Source organism: Burkholderia sp. AU30280 (genome assembly GCF_020420125.1).
Classification (GTDB): Bacteria; Pseudomonadota; Gammaproteobacteria; order Burkholderiales; family Burkholderiaceae; genus Burkholderia.
In genome coordinates this window covers 141,920-159,851 of record NZ_JAIZRY010000001.1, presented here as the reverse complement: position 1 = coordinate 159,851, position 17,932 = coordinate 141,920, and the positions used below count along the sequence as shown (strand labels likewise).

Annotated in this window: 19 protein-coding genes and 1 pseudogene; 9 read left to right on the top strand and 11 right to left on the bottom strand. The window is 65.7% G+C overall.

The features are described from left to right. Positions 1–33: 33 nt before the first annotated feature. The 3 genes from LGN17_RS00735 to LGN17_RS00725 form a co-directional block, all read right to left on the bottom strand. Entirely contained in the window at positions 34–459 is a 426-nt protein-coding gene (locus LGN17_RS00735; protein WP_226194741.1) for a cupin domain-containing protein, read from the bottom strand. Positions 460–469: 10 nt separating this feature from the next. Beyond that, a complete protein-coding gene (locus tag LGN17_RS00730) occupies positions 470–907 on the bottom strand; it encodes a carboxymuconolactone decarboxylase family protein (protein WP_069251461.1) in 438 nt (145 codons plus the stop codon). Between the two features lie 94 nt (positions 908–1,001). Continuing rightward, positions 1,002–2,486 carry a PLP-dependent aminotransferase family protein gene (locus tag LGN17_RS00725; protein ID WP_226194740.1) on the bottom strand — a complete coding sequence of 495 codons (1,485 nt, stop codon included), beginning with the start codon at positions 2,484–2,486 and terminating at the stop codon, positions 1,002–1,004. A gap of 232 nt (positions 2,487–2,718) precedes the next feature. Here LGN17_RS00725 and LGN17_RS00720 point away from each other — a divergent pair, with 232 nt between their 5' ends. The 6 genes from LGN17_RS00720 to LGN17_RS00695 all read left to right on the top strand — a co-directional run bounded on the left by LGN17_RS00720 (position 2,719) and on the right by LGN17_RS00695 (position 8,743). Then, entirely contained in the window at positions 2,719–3,636 is a 918-nt protein-coding gene (locus LGN17_RS00720) for a LysR family transcriptional regulator (RefSeq protein WP_226194739.1), read from the top strand. A gap of 151 nt (positions 3,637–3,787) precedes the next feature. Next, positions 3,788–4,537 (top strand): SDR family oxidoreductase, encoded by a 750-nt coding sequence (locus LGN17_RS00715; protein WP_226194738.1) that lies wholly within the window; start codon positions 3,788–3,790, stop codon positions 4,535–4,537. Positions 4,538–5,017: 480 nt separating this feature from the next. Then, positions 5,018–5,704: a type 1 glutamine amidotransferase domain-containing protein gene (locus tag LGN17_RS00710; protein WP_226194737.1), complete on the top strand. Its 687-nt coding sequence runs from the start codon at positions 5,018–5,020 to the stop codon at positions 5,702–5,704. Between the two features lie 141 nt (positions 5,705–5,845). Then, on the top strand, positions 5,846–6,955 hold the full coding sequence (locus LGN17_RS00705) for an NADH:flavin oxidoreductase/NADH oxidase (RefSeq protein WP_175968383.1): 1,110 nt from the start codon (positions 5,846–5,848) through the stop codon (positions 6,953–6,955). 128 nt (positions 6,956–7,083) lie between these two features. Further along, positions 7,084–8,154 carry an AI-2E family transporter gene (locus LGN17_RS00700; RefSeq protein ID WP_226194736.1) on the top strand — a complete coding sequence of 357 codons (1,071 nt, stop codon included), beginning with the start codon at positions 7,084–7,086 and terminating at the stop codon, positions 8,152–8,154. Between the two features lie 214 nt (positions 8,155–8,368). After that, positions 8,369–8,743, top strand: coding sequence for a hypothetical protein (locus tag LGN17_RS00695; protein WP_226194735.1), 375 nt, complete (start codon positions 8,369–8,371; stop codon positions 8,741–8,743). Between the two features lie 24 nt (positions 8,744–8,767). On the opposite strand, the gene LGN17_RS00690 is transcribed toward LGN17_RS00695, so the two are convergent. The 4 genes and pseudogenes from LGN17_RS00690 to LGN17_RS00675 all read right to left on the bottom strand — a co-directional run bounded on the left by LGN17_RS00690 (position 8,768) and on the right by LGN17_RS00675 (position 11,409). Then, complete coding sequence (locus LGN17_RS00690) at positions 8,768–9,562, bottom strand: SDR family NAD(P)-dependent oxidoreductase (RefSeq protein WP_226194734.1); 795 nt, start codon at positions 9,560–9,562, stop codon at positions 8,768–8,770. Between the two features lie 120 nt (positions 9,563–9,682). Beyond that, a pseudogene (locus LGN17_RS00685) lies at positions 9,683–9,844 on the bottom strand (IS256 family transposase); the annotation flags it as partial. Positions 9,845–10,175: 331 nt separating this feature from the next. Then, the gene (locus tag LGN17_RS00680; RefSeq protein WP_226194733.1) at positions 10,176–10,730 is read right to left on the bottom strand and encodes an AidA/PixA family protein; all 555 of its coding nucleotides are present in this window, start codon (positions 10,728–10,730) and stop codon (positions 10,176–10,178) included. Between the two features lie 124 nt (positions 10,731–10,854). Next, positions 10,855–11,409 carry an AidA/PixA family protein gene (locus LGN17_RS00675; RefSeq protein ID WP_226194732.1) on the bottom strand — a complete coding sequence of 185 codons (555 nt, stop codon included), beginning with the start codon at positions 11,407–11,409 and terminating at the stop codon, positions 10,855–10,857. A 395-nt stretch (positions 11,410–11,804) separates the two neighbouring features. Here LGN17_RS00675 and LGN17_RS00670 point away from each other — a divergent pair, with 395 nt between their 5' ends. The 3 genes from LGN17_RS00670 to LGN17_RS00660 all read left to right on the top strand — a co-directional run bounded on the left by LGN17_RS00670 (position 11,805) and on the right by LGN17_RS00660 (position 14,399). Further along, positions 11,805–12,359 (top strand): AidA/PixA family protein, encoded by a 555-nt coding sequence (locus tag LGN17_RS00670; RefSeq protein WP_226194731.1) that lies wholly within the window; start codon positions 11,805–11,807, stop codon positions 12,357–12,359. Between the two features lie 174 nt (positions 12,360–12,533). Beyond that, positions 12,534–13,091: an inclusion body family protein gene (locus LGN17_RS00665; protein WP_226194730.1), complete on the top strand. Its 558-nt coding sequence runs from the start codon at positions 12,534–12,536 to the stop codon at positions 13,089–13,091. 462 nt (positions 13,092–13,553) lie between these two features. Further along, positions 13,554–14,399: an AraC family transcriptional regulator gene (locus LGN17_RS00660; RefSeq protein WP_226194729.1), complete on the top strand. Its 846-nt coding sequence runs from the start codon at positions 13,554–13,556 to the stop codon at positions 14,397–14,399. A 10-nt stretch (positions 14,400–14,409) separates the two neighbouring features. Here LGN17_RS00660 and LGN17_RS00655 read toward each other — a convergent pair whose 3' ends face one another. The 4 genes from LGN17_RS00655 to nthA form a co-directional block, all read right to left on the bottom strand. Continuing rightward, positions 14,410–14,997, bottom strand: a complete 588-nt coding sequence (locus LGN17_RS00655) for a LysE family translocator (protein ID WP_226194728.1) — start codon at positions 14,995–14,997, stop codon at positions 14,410–14,412. A gap of 182 nt (positions 14,998–15,179) precedes the next feature. Then, positions 15,180–16,442: a GTP-binding protein gene (locus LGN17_RS00650; protein ID WP_226194727.1), complete on the bottom strand. Its 1,263-nt coding sequence runs from the start codon at positions 16,440–16,442 to the stop codon at positions 15,180–15,182. Then, entirely contained in the window at positions 16,439–17,092 is a 654-nt protein-coding gene (nthB, locus tag LGN17_RS00645) for a nitrile hydratase subunit beta (RefSeq protein ID WP_226194726.1), read from the bottom strand. The genes LGN17_RS00650 and nthB overlap by 4 nt, the downstream gene beginning before the upstream one ends. Positions 17,093–17,135: 43 nt before the next feature. After that, positions 17,136–17,735 carry a nitrile hydratase subunit alpha gene (gene nthA, locus LGN17_RS00640; RefSeq protein WP_226194725.1) on the bottom strand — a complete coding sequence of 200 codons (600 nt, stop codon included), beginning with the start codon at positions 17,733–17,735 and terminating at the stop codon, positions 17,136–17,138. Between the last annotated feature and the right edge of the window lie 197 nt (positions 17,736–17,932).

Genomic DNA, 17,932 nt, shown 5'->3' with positions numbered 1-17,932 from the left:
GCCTGGGCAATGGCGCGCGCCCCCGAAAGGCGGCTACTGATCGATCGGCGACGTCAGCGGCACGTGATCGCCGGTCAGCCCGAACACGACGAGCTGTGCAGGCTCGGTCGCGCTCGCGTTGCGCGACACCTGGTGGCGCGAGCCGGGCGCCTCGTACCAGCCTTCGCCGGCACGGTAGCGGCGCAGCGGGCCGCCGTTCACCTGCGACAGCACCTCGCCTTTCGACACGACCGCGAACACCGAGCCGAGGTGCCGGTGGGCTTCGGAAGCCTGGCCGGGCGCATAGTCGACGGTCGCGACGACGGCGAGCTTGCCGGGCGCTTCGGGCACGGCCTGCTGCATGATCGTGTGCACGTTGTCGCCGGCGTCGTGCGCCCGGGCGGCGGCCGGCAGCAGCGCGGCGCCGGCCGCGAGCCACGCGTACAGGGCGGCGCGACGCAGGCGCGTAGCGTGAGTCATCGTCGTCTCCTTACTCGGGCATCTTGCGGAACGCGATCGCGAAGCGGTTCCACGAGTTGATCGTCGCGATCAGCATCGACAGGTCGAACAGTTCCTCGTCGGTGAAGTGCGGCTTCACGGCCTCCCACACGGCGTCGGGCACGTGGTTGCTGGCGACCAGCGTCAGCGCCTCGGTCCATTCCAGCGCCGCGCGTTCGCGCTCGGTGAAGAACGGCGTTTCGCGCCACGTGACGACGGTGGCCAGGCGGCGCTCAGTTTCGCCACCCTTGCGCGCATCGGTCGTGTGCATGTCGACGCAGAACGCGCAGCCGTTGATCTGCGACGCGCGCAGGCGAACAAGTTCGGCGAGCGGCTTCTCGATCGAGCTCTTCGCGAGGAATTCCTCGGCGTTGCGCATCACCTTGATCGCATTCGGGCTGGCGGCATAGAAGTTCAGGCGCGGTTGCATGGCAGGTCCTTTTTCGGTTGGAGCGCACGGTGGCGCGACAGGACCTACTTTAGGACGCATGCTGGCCTGCTTGAATGGCCAATTTTGGGGAAATTCAGGTAACCAGTGCCGTGGCGCCGACGGTGTCCGAACCCAGCAGGCCGGCCAGCTTCGCAAGCGCCGTGTCGATGCGCAGCGCGTCGATCCCGCCATAGCCGAACAGCAGCCCCGCGCGCACCGGCACGCCGACGTGGAACGTCGAGATGCCGTACAGGCCGATGTCCTGCGCGCGGGCCGCGCGGACCAGCGCCGCTTCGTCGAGTCCCGGCTTCAGGTAGGCGGCGAGGTGGATGCCGGCGGTGGGAACGATCGCATCGAACCACGGCGCGAGTGCGCCGCGCAGATGGGCGATCAGCATCTTGCGGCGGGCATCGTAGTGCTTCTGCACGCGCTTCAGGTGCCGCGCGAAATCACCTTCGAGCATGAAGCGGGCAAGCGCCGCCTGCGTCAGCGTGCAGGTGTGCCAGTCGACGATCTGCTTCGCCTTGGCCAGCGCGCCGCGCAGCGCGCGCGGCGGAATCGCGTAGCCGATCCGCAGTTCCGGAAAGATCGTCTTCGAGAACGTGCCGACATAGGCGACGAGACCGGTGCGGTCGAGGCTCTTCAGCGACTCCACCGGCCGGCCCTCGAAGCGGAACTCGCCGTCATAGTCGTCCTCGATGATCACCGCGCGGCGGCGCTGCGCCCATTCGAGCAGCGCGACGCGCCGATCCAGCGTCATCGGCATGCCGAGCGGGAACTGATGCGATGGCGTCACGTAGACGAGGCGTGCGTCGTCGGGAAGCCGTTCGGTCAGCAGCCCGTGCGCGTCGACCGGCACGCCGATCACCGTCGCGCCGAGCGACGCGAACGCGGCGCGCGCGGGCGGATAGCCGGGATCCTCGACCGCGACCACGTCGCCGGGCCGCACGACGACGCGGGCGATCAGGTCGAGCGCCTGTTGCGCGCCTTGCGTGACGAGCACGTCGTCCCAGCCGCACGCGACCGCGCGGCTGAACGCGACATAGCGCGCGATCGCGCCGCGCAGTTGAGGATCGCCGGCCGGGTCGTGGTACTGGGCGGGCCCGCGCATCTGCTGGCGCAACGCGTGATGCAGGCAGCGCCGCCACGCGTCGAACGGGAACAGCGCCTTGTCGGTCACGCCGCCACGGAAGTCGAAGCCGGGCGAATCGTGCGGCATCGGCATCGCGAGCGCATCGGGCAGGTCGTTCCACAGCGCGCGCGCATCGACCGCGTCGACGCGCGGCGTATCCTCGACGAGCGACGGCGCCGACATGGCGGCAGCGTGCGGCACGCGCGCGAGGCCGTCGGCGACGAACGTGCCGTCGCCCGCGCGGGTAGTCAGGTAGCCCTCGGCGACGAGGCGCTCGAACGCGTCGAGCGTCGTCTTGCGCGAGACGCCCAGCTGTTTCGCAAGGTCGCGCGTCGACGGCAGCCGCGCGCCGCCGGCGAGCCGCCCGTCGACGATCGCGGTGCGCAGTTGCCGGAAGATCTGCCCCGTCAGGTCGTGACGGCCTTCGATGCGGATGGCGATGTCCATCGCGGTGGTTACCTCGATTGCCGTGATTTCGTGCCGATCAGCATACCGGAAGTCCGCCGTGGAGGTCGCTTGGCGGGGCGCCCGCACCGGTCGCCAAGCCGCAAGCAATCGGGGAGGCGGGCCGAACCGGCCGGGTGGCCCCGTAACTCGCGTCCGCTGTCCGTATCCGCCGATTGGACCGCGGCCCGCCGCTGCCTTACGATCCACGACAACCCCAGACCGGAGCGAGCCCATGCTGTCCGAAGACGAACTTGCGCTGCTCGACGCGATCCGTGCCACCGGCAGCCTGTCGCGCGCGGCCGCGCGGCTCGGCAAGGCGCCGTCGACGGTGTCGCACGCGGCGCGCCAGCTCGAAACCCGCTTCGACGCGCTGCTGTTCGACCGGCGCGGCTACCGGCTGCAGCTCACGCCGGCCGGCCAGTTGCTGACCGACGAGGCGGCGCGGCTGGCGCTGGACGTCGCACGGCTGACGCAGCGCGTGCGGCAGGTTGCGAGCGGCTGGGAAGACCGGCTGTGGATCGTCAGCGACGAGGTGCTGGAGTTCGACACGCTGCTGCCGGTCGTCCGCGCATTCGATGCGCTCGACTCGGGCGTGTCGTTGCGTTTCACGCACGAAGTGCTCGGCGGCACCTGGGAAGCCCTGCGCGACGGCCGCGCGGACCTGGTGGTCGGCGCGACCAACGAGCCGCCCGCGATTCCCGGCTTCAAATGGTTCGAACTGGGCGCGATGGAGTGGGTGTTCGCGGTGTCGCCACGCCACCCGCTGGCCGCCGCGACCGGCGCGCTGACGCGGGACGTGATCGGCGCGCACCGGGCGGTCGTCGTCGCCGATTCGTCGCGGCGCGCGGCCGGCCGTGCGTATGGTCTGCTCGGCGGACAGGCCGTGCTCGCGGTGCCGTCGATGCGCGCGAAGATCCTCGCGCAGCGCGACGGGCTCGGTGTCGGCTGGGTGCCGCGCCGGCGCGTGGCGTCGCTGCTCGCGCGCGGCGAACTCGTCGAAAAACAGACAGCCGACCCACGTGAGCCGAACCGGCTGTATGTCGCGTGGCACGGCGACCGGGACGGCCGCGCGCTGCAATGGTGGCTCGAGCAATTGCGCGAGCCGCGGCTCGCGCAGCGCCTGCTCGACGGTATCGACGTGGCTGGCTGACGCGGCGAGGATCAGGGCAGGACAAGCGAACCTGCCCGCTCGAACACGTTCGACGATTTCGAACATGTTCGTCGCGCACGTCGTACGGCAGGGCTGGGCGCCGCGCGCATCCTGTGTTCACGGTCAACTCACCGGTTCACAGGAGAACATCATGCAACGCTTCGAAGGAAAGACGGTCCTCGTCACGGGCGGCAACAGCGGCATCGGCCTGGCGGCCGCCAACGCATTCGCGGCAGAAGGTGCGCGCGTCATCATCACCGGACGCGATCCGCAGACGCTCGAGGCCGCGCGGCAAACGCTCGGCGCCGGTGCGCTCGCAATTCGCAACGAGGCCGGCAGCGTCGCATCGGCCCGCGCGCTGGCCGATGCGATCGCGTCGGCGGGAGCGCGGCTCGACGCCGTGTTCATCAACGCCGGCGTCGCGAAACTCGCGCCGTTCGCCGACAGCGACGAGGCCATGTGGGATCTCGTGTTCAACACCAACGTAAAGGGCGCGTATTTCCAGATCCAGTCGCTGGTGCCGCTGCTGAACCGCGGCGCGTCGATCGTGATCAACGGCTCGATCAACGCGCACATCGGGATGCCCGGCTCGTCGGTGTACGCGGCGAGCAAGGCGGCCGTCAATTCGTTCGCGAAGACGCTGTCGACGGAGTTGCTGCCGCAGGGTGTGCGCGTGAACGTCGTGAGCCCCGGGCCCGTGCAGACGCCGCTCTACGGCAAGCTCGGGCTCGACGCGGCGACGCTCGACGAAACCGCCGACAAGATCAAGGGCCTCGTGCCGGTCGGCCGGTTCGGCACGCCGGAGGAGATCGCGTCGACGGTGCTGCACCTCAGCGCGCCGGAATCCGCGTTCATCGTCGGCGCGGAGATCATCGCGTCGGGCGGGATGGGGTTGCTCTGACCCGGTCGTGACACAGGCGGGGCCGCACTCGCCCGGCGCAATGCCGGGCGGGCGGTTCCTGCGAACCGCATCTGCCGTGCTGCCAGCGCCGAGTGACTGCGGACGCAGGCGGATCGCGCCCCCTGCGAAAAGGCCATGACGGTAGCAGGGGCGATTATCCATTTACTAGACGACCGGTCTAATCCACGGCTATCATCCGTCCTCATGAATGCGACGACGTCCGCGGCGCATGCAACGAAGACGCGAAATGCCATTTGAATGCCATTCCGCACTGCGATGCTGATGGTGCAGCGAGACGCCGTCGTTTTATTTCGAATTGTTCTAGACGACTGGTCTAATAGGCGAGTGCCGCATTCGGATACGCGGGTCGCACGTTGACGCGTCTCAGCTGACTAACCGACAGGCGCGCCGCGCCGACCGGCCGGATTGTCCGGTTGCGCGGCCCCGTTCCCCTCATCCATTTCGAAGGAGTATCCGATCATGAAGATCCTGGTTGTCCTGACCTCGCACGACACGCTCGGCGACACCGGCAAGAAGACCGGCTTCTGGCTCGAGGAACTGGCCGCGCCGTACTACACGTTCAAGGATGCGGGCGTCGAGCTGACGCTCGCGTCGCCGAAGGGCGGCCAGCCGCCGCTCGATCCGAAAAGCAGTGATCCGACGGCCCAGACCGACGCGACGCGCCGCTTCGACGCCGATCCGGCGGCCAAGGCCGAACTCGCGTCGACGCGCAAGCTGGCCGAGGTGTCCGTGGACGACTACGACGCCGTGTTCTACCCGGGCGGCCATGGCCCGCTGTGGGATCTCGCCGAGGATCTGCATTCGATCGGCCTGATCGAGCGCGCGCTGGCGGCCGGCAAGCCGGTCGCGGCCGTGTGCCACGCGCCGGGCGTGCTGCGTCACGTGAAGAACCCGCAGACCGGCGAATCGGTCGTGCGCGGCAAGCGTGCAACGGGCTTCACCAACAGCGAGGAAGCGGCCGTCGAACTGACGGAAGTCGTGCCGTTCCTCGTCGAGGACATGTTGAAGACCAACGGCGCGCAATTCGAGCGCAGCGCCGACTGGGCGCCGCATGTCGTCACCGACGGGCTGCTGATCACGGGGCAGAACCCCGCGTCGTCGGAGCCCGTCGCCGAGGCGCTGCTCGTGCAGCTCGGCCACCGTTGAGCCGAGGGCGCCGGCCGGGCCGGCGCCGTACCGTATCCGTCGCCGGGCGCGGGCCGGCCCGGCGATGGCCTGATCGTTCCGTCGTGCGTATTGCGCGACGCGTTTCCAGTCGTTTTGCAGAACCAAGCAAAGGAGCCGTGGATGTCTGCCCTGTTCGAACCGTTCAAACTCAAGGATGTCACGTTGCGCAACCGCATCGCGGTGCCGCCGATGTGCCAGTACGTCGCCGAGGACGGCGTCGTCAACGATTGGCATCACGTGCATCTGGCCGGCATCGCGCGTGGCGGCGCGGGCCTCGTGATCGCCGAGGCGACGGCCGTGGCGCCGGAAGGGCGCATCACGCCGGGCTGCGCGGGGCTGTGGAACGATGCGCAGGCCGAAGCGTTCGCCCCATCGGTCGCGGCGATCAAGGCGGCCGGCGCGGTACCCGGCATCCAGATCGCACACGCGGGCCGCAAGGCGAGCGCGAACCGTCCGTGGGAAGGTGACGACCATATCGCCGAAGGCGATCCGCGCGGCTGGCAGACCATCGCGCCCTCGGCCGTGCCGTTCGGCGCGCATCTGCCGAAGACGCCGCGCGCGATGACGCGCGACGACATCGCACGCGTGCAGGCCGACTTCGTTGCGTCGGCGAAGCGCGCGCGCGACCTGGGCTTCGAATGGCTCGAACTGCACTTCGCGCACGGCTATCTCGCGCAGAGTTTCTTCTCGGTGCATGCGAACCAGCGTGACGACGAATACGGCGGCTCGGCCGAGAACCGCGGCCGCTTCCTCGTCGAGACACTCGCGGCCGTGCGCAAGGTGTGGCCGGAGCATCTGCCGCTGACCGCACGCTTCGGCGTGATCGAGTACGACGGGCGCGACGAGGAGACGCTCGCCGAGTCGATCGCGCTCACGCAGCGGCTGAAGCGGGAAGGGCTCGACATGCTGAGCGTGTCGGTCGGGTTCTCGACGCCCGACGCGCAGATTCCGTGGGGGCCGGCGTTCCTCGCGCCGATCGCCGAGCGCGTGCGCCGCGAGGCCGGGCTGCCGGTGTCGTCCGCGTGGGGGATCGACACGCCGCAACTCGCGAACCGCGTGGTGGCGGAAGAACAGCTCGATCTCGTGATGGTCGGCCGCGCGCATCTGGCCGACCCGCACTGGCCGTACTACGCGGCCAAGCAACTCGGCGTCGAGCGTCCGTCGTGGACGCTGCCCGCGCCGTACGCGCACTGGCTCGAGCGCTACCGGAGCGCCGACAAGGTGGCCTGAGCGGGCGGGGCGCCGGGGCGGCGCGCGCATGACATGCGCCGCCGATCCGGCGCCGATGGATAGAATGGCGGTTCGCGCAGGCCGGTTGCCTGAGCGAACCGCCATTTTCTCATTTCGACAGAGGTGCCATGGGCGCACATGTCCCGTCGTCTCCCGATCCTGCCGCACGGCCGCGTACGCAGCAGGTCTCCCGTGCCGTGCTGTACGCGGCGCTGCTGGTCATCGCGCTGTGGGTGATCCGCGATTTCATTCCCGCCATCGCCTGGGCCTGCGTGATCGCCATCGCGATGTGGCCGATGCTGAAGCGCTTCGAATCTCACCGGCTGTTCCGCAATCGCCCGACGCTCATCGCGCTCGTCATCACGGCGGCGATCTCGTTGCTGGTCGTGCTGCCGGTGGCCGTCGCGGCAACCCAGGCGATCGGGCAGGCGCATGACCTGCGCGAGTGGCTGCGCACGATCCAGGACAACGGCATCCCGGTGCCCGACCTGGTTGGCCGGCTGCCTTACGGCGCGGCGCAGGTCACCGAATGGTGGCAGGCCAACCTCGGCCACCCGCTGCATGCGGCCAGCGCGATGCATGCCGTCAACGGCGAAAAATTCCTCGCGTTCGGGCGGCAGTTCGGCACGAAGCTTGCGCACTGGCTACTCGAATTCGGCTTCATGCTCGTCACGCTGTTCGTGATCCTGCGCGCCGGCCACAAGCTGTCGGGGGCGTTGCTGCAGGGCGCGCGGCGCGCGTTCGGGCGCAGCGGCGCGGCGCTGATCGAGCGGATGGTCGCGGCCGTGTTCGGCACGGTGACGGGGCTCGTCGTCGTCGGGCTCGGCGAGGGCGCGCTGCTCGGCATCGCATATGCGCTGGCCGGCGTCCCGCATGCGGCGCTGCTCGGCCTCGTCACGGCGATCGCCGCGATGCTGCCCTTCTGCGCGCCGGTCGTGTTCTGCGGGGCGGCGCTCTGGCTGTTCGTGCAGGGCGCGACCGTGTGGGCCATTGTGGTGGCGGTGCTCGGGTTCGTCGTCGTGTTCGTCGCCGAGCACTTCGTGCGGCCGGTGCTGATCGGCAGTTCCGCACGGCTGCCGTTCCTGCTCGTGCTGTTCGGCATCCTCGGCGGCGCCGAGACGTTCGGCCTGATCGGGCTGTTCGTCGGCCCCGCGCTGATGACCGTGCTGACGATGCTGTGGGCCGAATGGATTGCATGACGGTGCGTGCCGAGCCGGCGGCATGACGCGGCGGTGCGGATGCACGTCCAGGCGTGCATCGGCCGCCGCGACGGGCGACGATCCGCGTTGTGCAGAGGCAGGCAATGCGAGGATTCGGATAAAGATCTCTACATTTCTTTTCGATCCGGACCCAAAGGTCTAGTAGCATGGGGCTTTCGATCGCGCCGGCGCGGCGCAGCAGATTTTCCCAAGCATGCGATTGATTCCGATGGCCCGTCCCGCAGCGACGCTCTCCCTGGCCGCCAGCTGCCTGATGTTGCACGGCTGCGCGTGGTTCGACGCGTGGCTGCCATTCTCGTATTCGCGTACGCCGCTCGCGAGGGCCGCGTCGCGGCATGGCGCGACGCGCGCCGATGTCGTCCGCGCCGGCGGCAATCCGCGCAGCGTATGGATGGTCCGCAACGGCAGTGGCGTCTGCTACAACTACTTCATCGAGCACGGCAACGATCACCGCGAATACTTCGTCGTGTTCGACAAGGCCGGCGTCGTCACGCAACACGGCTTCGATTCCTGCATGAACGCCGACCGCAAGGGCACGCTCCAGCCGGGCAAGGCCGCGTCGCGCTAACGCGGCGGCCGTGCCCGTTGGCCGTCACGCGATCGTGTCGACCACGCCGCCGTCCACCCGCAATGCGGCGCCCGTCGTCGCCGAAGCGAGCGGCGAGCACACGTAGACCACCAGGTTCGCGACTTCCTCGGGCGTCGCGGGCCGCTGGATGATCGAGCTCGAACGGTGGTTGCGCACGAAATCCACGGCCACGTCCTCGACGCTGCGGCCGGTTTCGTCGGCCGTTTCCTTCAGCAGCGCCCGCACGCCGTCCGACATCGTCGGCCCTGGCAGCACCGAGTTGACGGTCACGCGGGTGCCGGCCGCGAGTTTCGCGAGCCCGCGTGCGATCGACAGCTGCGCGGTTTTCGTGAATCCGTAATGAATCATGTCGACCGGGATGTTCAGGCCGGATTCCGACGAAATGAACACGATGCGCCCGGCATTGCGTTCGATCATCCCCTTCAGGTAATGCCGCGCGAGGCGCACGCCGGACATCACGTTGGTCTGGAAGTAATGCTCCCATTCGGCGTCGTCGATGTCGAAGAACGCCTTCAGGCCGTAGATGCCCGCGTTGTTGACGAGGATGTCGGCCGCGGGCGTGTGCTGCGCGATGCGCGCAGCGCCGGCGGCATCGGACAGGTCGGCCGCGACACCGTCGAAGTTCGCATCGGGGACGGCGGCGCGCAGGTGCGTGAGCGCGGACTGCACCGACGCATCGCTGCGGCCGTTGACGACGACGCGTGCGCCGGCGCGCGCGAGCCCTTCGGCGATTGCGAGCCCGATACCGGCGGTGGAGGCGGTGACGACCGCGGTCTTGCCTTTCAGATCGATATGCATGTGCGTGAGGGGAGAGGAACGAACGGGAACCGCTGCGAGTGCCGCGGCGGACGGAATTCAAAGCTTAGGCGATTGCGAACCTGTCCGCATTGTCGTGGGAGAGGCGCTTGAACAATACGGTCATCCGCGCGCCTGAGTGAATCGCTCGCCGAACAGGATGGCAAGCTGGCTCACAGCTGATTTCCAGTCGAAGGCGGCTCGTACGGCTCTGGCCTGCACGTTGTGCAGCGCCCGCCAGAGCAACTCGATGGCCGGCTCGTCATTCGGGAGGTGACCACGTGCCCTGACGTCCTGACGGGGCAGGTTCCATGGGTTGGCTTCCACGAGACAGATGGGCCTCTCCTTGGCGGCTGAACCGTCGACCGGAATTTCACCGGCAACGCTTTCTTGCGGAGGCGGGAGATCCCTGTCGGCCAGGCCAACCGGGAGCGCGGTCGAGATCGCGCGCGTGCTCCACCTGGTACCCAACCGATGATACGGTCACAGGCTGCGATATCGATTTCCGGCTCGGAACGACCGGCGCCATGGACGATGCTAGCGGGTGTCGGACATACCGCTAGCACGTCCCGTGACCAGTGCAGCGTTTGAGAACCTCGACAACGGAACGCGAATATCAGGGGCACATGGCGAACCAGTCCCACCAGTAGTACCCAAATAGCTCCTGGGTACTTCTTTCCAACGTGTAGAGCCCGAAGCAGGTGCCAAGCGTTTCGATCCCGCTCGCCCTCACCTTGGCGCCAATGCTGGAGCACGTTTGTGGCCTCGTCACAGGCGGCAGGCCGTCGGCAGTTTCAGGGTTCAGTTGTACGGCGTTTATCTCGAGGGTGTCCTGCTGGAACTGGTTGAAAATTTGGTCGCCGAAAAGGTGCGCAACCTGGTAAATGAGCACCGCGTCATCCGCGTTCTCATAGACGGATACCGCCCTGAGTGAAACATTGTCGCCCGGATACAGCGTCAGAAGCGGGTCGGACGGGCCAATCCCGATAGCTCCACCCCGCGCCCCGGTGTAAAGCAAGTTCACGGCGTGATGATCTACCGCGATCGGTGACTGGGGCTGCTTGCTCGGATTCGGGTACTTCCTCTTGATGTATTCCGTGTCGATGACGGCCAGGATGTCGATTTGCCGCGACGCCGCAGTGAGATTGATGTTTTGAAGATCGGATGTCATATGTGGTGCTCCGTTTTGGCTTGATCGTGGGAAAGGACGGCGGCGCCCGGTGAGGCGTCGCGCAAGACCTGCCAGCCCGAATCGCTCCGGTGCGGCTTCGGAGCGAGTTGTCTGGGCACTTGCCTCAAGCGGCGGAGGCGTGCCACGTCCAGTAGAAGTAGCCGAGCAAGGTTTTCTTGTTTTGACTCCGCGTATAAAGCCCAAAGAGCGTTGCAAGGACCTCGGATCCGGATGACCTTGCAGAGGAGTTGAAACTGTAAAAAACCTGGGACTCTGCCGAGGTCGGGATGACATTCGGTGTTTCGGCGGCAGACGGTGCCTCAGCCTGTACGATGGTTTTTGTCGAAAACGGATTGAAGATGTCGTCGCCCGTGTAGTGCCGGACGTTGTAGATCAGCGCCGTGTCCCCCGAGTTGTCGACTAGCGACGTCCCCATCAGGGATACTTTGTCGCCTACCCGCAACTTCAGATTCAGATTGCCCGTCCCCTCCGAACTGCTCACGCCGGGCAGGACGCCGTTGACCATGTACACGGCATTGCTGCTGATGCCCGTCGGTCTATGCGGATTCGTGCTCGGATTGGGGTATCTCGTCTTTACATAATTCGTGTCGATTACCGCAAGGATGTGAATCAGTTCGGGGTTTTTTTCCAGATTGATGTTGTTCAGGTCGACTTCCATTGAGATACCTCCATGGTAGGCCAATTGCCCGTTCGATGGTAATGACGCATCGGCGATGCGCTTGGTTAGTATCTTCCATTTATATTTGAATTTATACCTGTCAGGTTTGATGGGGGGTGATTTTAATGAGCGTCATTTTTATTTTCTGGGGCGGCGACAGTGCTGACCTGGAGAAAAAGTCGGTATCATTATTTAAATTTAATTGGGGACGGTGAAAAGAGGCATCTTGTGAATCGGATTACCTTCGGTGCGTGATGTGGGAGATAATCATCGCTTTCGCCTGCGGCAATTCGTTGAGATACCGGTAAGCGTATCCGGCCTGATGGCTTTGACAGGTGCGCGCCGTCCTGATTTGGAGGAGATTGCCGTTCGTTGGCGAAGCGGGAATCGTTACGATGACGACCTGGGGCAAACAAGTGCGAAGACATGAAATCAACGTGCTGGCGGTCATTGATACCACCGGTGTCAAACAGGCCCATGGGCCGAACGAGGATAGATCGAGTCCCGTGCCGATTGATTGCGGCCCCCAATTCCTGATCTGTACCAGCTCACGCGGTATCGTTCATGGGCAGGGCACGGGCGAGCTGAAACTGCGGGCAAAAGCAGGTGACCGCATCGCGGTCCGGGTGCTTTCGACTGGCGCCAATTCGGACGATGCCGTGCTTCCCTACGACGTCCGGCCGGCATCAGGCAGGCGGGTGCTCGATCGCTTCGAACCCGTCTTCGACGTCAGGGAGCGCGCGGTATGGCCCGACCCGGATTCTGCCGATCGCAATGGTCTGCCCCCAATCGAGGGCGAAGCGCGTTTCCTGCATTTCGATTCGACCATCAAGGGGCGCGGTATCGAACGGCTTGAGATAGCCTTTGTGCTTTTTGCGCTCTCATCCAATGGACAGCGACAAGACGTGTTCGGCTATTACATATGGGGCCCAATGATTATTGTGGTGTAATCGTCCTGTAATTGATTTTTTTATTGATATTGTCGTCGTGACTTATTTGCTTTTTGTGCAAATTATCCTGTTTACTCAGACAGGTGCATTTCGTCTAAAAGAGGAGGATATTGTCCGTGGCGCGCTATCGAGGCGCCGTCATATTAAATCCATAACGTTGAATGGAGGTTGATCATGGCTTCCGAAGTCACTCTTGCGTCAAGCTCTCAGGACATTAACATCCTCGTGGTTATCGATACGGAATGGGTCAAGAAAACGTACCCGAATCCGAGCAAGGTTCAGGCCGAACCGACCGGCATTGCACACAATGGCCAGTTCATGATTTGCACCGGCGCGCGCGATATCAAGGGGCAGGGTACGGCTGACCTGGAATTCACTGCATTTCCTCGTGACCGCGTCATGTTTTCCGGTGTGTCGATCTATGACAACTCCGATGACGCAGTGATCATCTATGACATCAAGCACTACAAGGGTGATCAGGTATTCAACCAGTTCAACTGCAACACGGTCACCCGCAATGGCGCGGTGGAACCCAATCCGGATTCGCCGACCCGCAATGGCCTCCCCGCACTGAACAAGAAGCTCACGTTTGCGACGTTCGACTCGTCGGTCCGGAATAGCGGCACGGAATACTTCGGCGTGTGCTTCGCGCTCTACAAGCTCGTCGGCGGGCAGAACCAAGAGCTGGTCGGTTACTACTGGTGGGATCCGAAGATCTACGTTCCGGCCTGACCCAGTCCTCTCGACCTGAGCGCCCGGGCAGGCGGAAACGCCTGTCGACACAGGGGCGAAGCAGGTAGGGGGAGATTGTTTCATCGTAAGTGCGAAATCCACCGCCCCTCGTGTTGACGCGTCGGCGGGGGCAGGATTGTGCCCACGATCGTTTTCGTGGGCACAATTCATGAGGGATGGCAGCGATCCGATTCAGATTGACGCGCTGCGCAAATGCGACGACCGGCGATGGGGCATTGAGATGCGCCTGCGAACATTGCCGATTGTAGAAGACTCGACGTATCAGGTGGTCACGTGCCACGCCTGCTCGCGTGTGGCGAAGCGTGGTGATGGGTTTGTTCGTTCTTCTGCGTTCCGTTGGGCGAAACGGCGCGATCCGGCGTCGAAGCCGCCGATCCCGTTGCGCGGCGCCGCACAGTCTTGTACGGTGAGCGTTCGCCGTCCGAACCGGGAGCCCGCTGCGTGAGCCGTACCGCCAACCGATCCGTCGTACCGTCGCCGTTCTGGCGCGATGCCGCGCTGCCGTTCATCGAGGCGCGCACCGTCGACGACGGCCGCGCGATCTGCTATGCGAAGCACACGCACGACACGTTTTCGGTGGGGGCGATCGTCGGCGGCACGAGCACCTACGTGAACGGCGCGACGAACGAGCACGTCGGGCGCGGCGTGCTCGTGATCATCGATCCGGAACAGGTGCACGCGTGCAATCCGTACGGCCCTGACGCATGGGCGTACCGGATGGTCTATGTCGACGTGCCGTGGCTCGCGCGGCTTCAGCATTCGCTGGGCCGCGATCCGAACGGCGGTTTTCACGGCTTTTCGGCGAAATTGACGGAGCGAGGTGACCTGTTCGCGCAATTTGGCGGCTTTTATCGCACGCTCGTCGCGCCCGGCATCGATCCGCTCGGCAAGGAGAGCGCGGCGGTCGAGTTCTTCACGGCGCTGCACGGCGCGCTCGATCGGGAATTGCCCGGCCCGCGCGCCGGGGACGACAACGCCCGGCTCGCGCGCGCGGCCGACTACATCGCCGCGCATTGCCGCGAGGGCGTGACGCTCGATGCGATCTGCGCCGAGGCCGATCTGTCGCCGTCGTACCTGATCCGCGCGTTTAACGCCCGCTACGGGATGACGCCGCATGCCTTCCTGATCGATCGCCGCGTCCAGTACGGCCGCACGGAGCTGCGCCGTGGGCGGCCGATCGCCGAAGTCGCGCTCGACGCCGGCTTTGCCGATCAGGCCCATTTCCAGCGCGCGTTCCGGCGGATCGCGGCCGCGACGCCCGGCCAGTACCGCAGCGCGACGAGCTGAACGGCGCGCGCTACACGTCGAGCAGGAACAGTGCGCTGCCCGCGAGCAGCAGCGCCATCAGCCGGTTGAACAGGCGCATGTGCCGCGCGTTCGCCAGCCGGTGCCGCAGCGACGCGCCCGCATACGACCAGCACGCGATCGACGCAAAACAGATCACCAGATACAGCGCGGCGAACTGCCAGACCTGCGTGCGGTCGCCGTCGGCCGCATAGGCGCCCATCGCGGCCACGCATGCGAGCCAGGCCTTCGGATTCAGCCACTGCATCGCCGCGCCGGCTGCCGCCGACGGGCCGGCCACGTCCGGATCGGCCGACAGCCGGCCGTCATCGAGCGCGAGCCGCAACGCCATATAGAGCAGGAACGCGATTCCCGACCACTGCGTGGCGGTCGTCAGCACGGGCCAGCGCGCGAGCGCCGCGTGCAGCCCGAGGCCGATCAGCAGGAACAGCGCGACGAAGCCGAGCGTCGCGCCGGCCGCATAGCGCAGGCTCGCGCCGAGGCCGTGCCGTGCGCCGGCACTGAGCGCGACGATGTTGACGGGACCGGGGGTGATCGACGAGGCGAGCGCGAACGCGGCCATCGAAACCAGCATGCTCATTGATTGTCTCCATGCGAATGTCAAAGTCGCATCGAGACTAAATAAGCCGCGCGTGTCGGTATTGAAGAAAACTGCCCTCGGCGTCGCTGTCGGGATTCACGTGACGCCGAACCGGTCGCCGCGCTCACCGCGACCGAAAGTCGTTGGAAGCACCGTTGCAGCCGCAGTCGTCGAGTCTCACGTCACGGACGGGCGGTAGTCGAGAGCGCGTCGAACACGTCGGCTTCCGGAAGCTGCAGCCACGACTCCGGGCCTGCATCGATTTCTTCGACCGTCAGCAGACACGCATCGAGTTCGCGACGCAACCGGACGTGATCGATCGACTGCCCGATGAACACGATCTCCTGCCGGCAATCGCCTGTCGGCTCCTCCCATTTTTTCAGCACGCCGTCGCGACGATAGTCGTCGTGCGGCCAGTCCGATCGAGGAACGAATCGCCACCATCGCCCGACGTAACCCCACTGGAACGTGCCGCCCGTTTGCACGAGCATGGCGATGTCGGCATATCGGTGCGCAGCCCAGACATATCCCTTGCAGCGAAGCAGTCGGCCGTTGGCCCAGGGGCGACGCAGCCACGCGAGCAGGCGCGCCGGATGAAACGGCGCACGTTCGTGATAAGTCCACGATGCGATCCCGTACGCGTCGGATTCCGAGGGGCGTTCGTCGGCCTGCATGCGTTGCATCCATCCCGGCGATTCGACGAGCGCCGGGAGATCGAAACGCCGCGTATCGAGGACGTCTGACGGATCGATCTCGCCGTGCTGCATCGGCAGGATTCGCGCGGAAGGATTCAGCGAAGCAAGGATGGCGCGCAGCCTGTCGAAACCTGCGTCGCCGATCCGGTCGAGTCGGCTCACGAGGATCACGTTCGCATATTCGACTTGTTCGATCAGCAGGTCCGACAGCTTGCGCGGCGGACCGGAATCGCTGCCGTTCGCGAGCGTGGCGTCGCGCGTGACCGGTTCAGCCGACGCGATCATGTCCTCGAACGTCTCGCCGTTGACCACCGTGACGAGCGTGTCCAGCCGCGCGAGTTCGCTGAGGCTGAAACCGTCGCGGTCGAGGAACGCGAACGTCTCCGCAACCGGCATCGGCTCCGAGATACCGGTCGACTCGATCAGCAGATAGTCGAAGCAACGCTGCCGCGCGAGCGTGCTGATCTGCTCGAGCAGATCGGCGCGCAGCGTGCAGCAGATGCAGCCGTTGCTCATCTCGACCAGTTCGTCCTCGCCTCGACGCAGCTCGACGTTGCGCCGCACGTCGTCGGCATCGACGTTCACTTCGCTCATGTCGTTGACGATCACGGCGACCTTCAAGCCGGCGCGGTTGCGCAGGATGTGGTTCAGCAACGTCGTCTTCCCGGCGCCGAGGAAGCCGGACAGCACGGTGACCGGAATCCTCGGCGGCGCGGCGGCCGGCGCTTGTCGATCGTCCGGCGTCGTCATGCGCTCTGCCCGGACGCGCGAGCCAGATAGCCTTCGAACAGGTCGACCACAACGTAACCGTCGTCGGCGGCGGCGCCCCACAGATCCTTCACGCGGAACTCGACATGATAGGTCGGCTGATGCGCGGCTCCGGTGTCGCCGTGGCCGATCGCGTCCGGGAAGGGCCACGATTCGGTCGTCCGGTGCAGCACGACGCCTTCCTTGCCGCGAACATAGCCCGGCACGCGGATGTGTCCGCTGACGTATTCGGCGCGAACGACGACGCGATCGCCGACCTCGAACCGCGTCGAGTCGGGCGGTGCCGCCCGGCCGCCGGATTTCGGCGGGTTTGCGAGCCGGAAATGCGAACCGAGCGCGCGGTCGAGCTCATCCTGCGTGAGCATGCCGGTTTCGACGAGCAATGTGGCCGTCGCGATCACGTAGCGCTCGTAGTAGCGCGTGCCGACGTGCTGGCGCACGTCGATGCGTTCGACTGCGTGACGTACCTCGTCGACGCTGAATTTTTTCAGTGGGTCCACGCCGACGAACATCAGACTGTACGCGAGATGCTCCCAGTCTTCCTTGAAGACCGGCTTGTAGCCGAGGCTGTTGATCGTGTGCGGCACCGGGCCGAAACCCTGGAACCCGCCGAGGTCGTGAAAGCCGTCCATATGTGACTCCGAGATGAAGGTCGAAAGCGAAATGTGGTGCGAGTCAGTGCACGCGCGGCAGCGCCACGCCGATCAGCACGTCCTTCGTGACGAGCGTGCGCAGTTGTTCCTCGGTCATGTGCTCACTGCCGGCCGGCCGCACCGGCAGCACGAGATAGCGGCTTTCGGCGGTCGTATCCCAGACCTTCACGACGACGTCGTCGGGCAGGTCGGTGCCGAGTTCGCGCAGCACCGTGCGCCCTTCGCGGACGAGTCGCGCACGATATTCGAAGCCCTTGTACCACTCGGGCGGCAGCCCGAGTACCGGCCAGTTCGTGCATGAGCACAGGCTGCAGACGATCACGTTCTTCAGCGACGGCGTGTCTTCGAGCGCGACGATGTATTCGCCCTGCGGCCCGGTGTAGCCGAACTGTGCGCATGCGGCCGTGCCGTCCTTCAGCAGCAGTTCGCGAAACGCCGGGTCGACCCACGCGCGCGCGACGATGCGTGCGCCGTTGGCCGGATCCCAGGTCGTGGACATCAGCTCGGTCAGGCCTTCGATATAGCCGTCGGGGATCAGGTTCTTCTCTTTCATCACGCGAAACAGCGCCCAGGCACGTTCGCCGGGAGTCGAGGCTGTTTCCGCGGAAGGGATCGCGCTCATCGTGGGGTTCCTTGTGGTGGTTCGGGTTGACCGCCGCCATCGCGTTGGTACTGCGGTGGCGGGGCGTGGAAGCGTGGTGTCGGTCACGCTCGACGAGCAGGGTAAGAAGAGAAAAAGCGCGGTTCTTTGCCGGCACGGATCGGAAACTATGCCGAGACGGTCCCGTGGCGCGGCAGGGGCCGACGCGCAACGGCGGC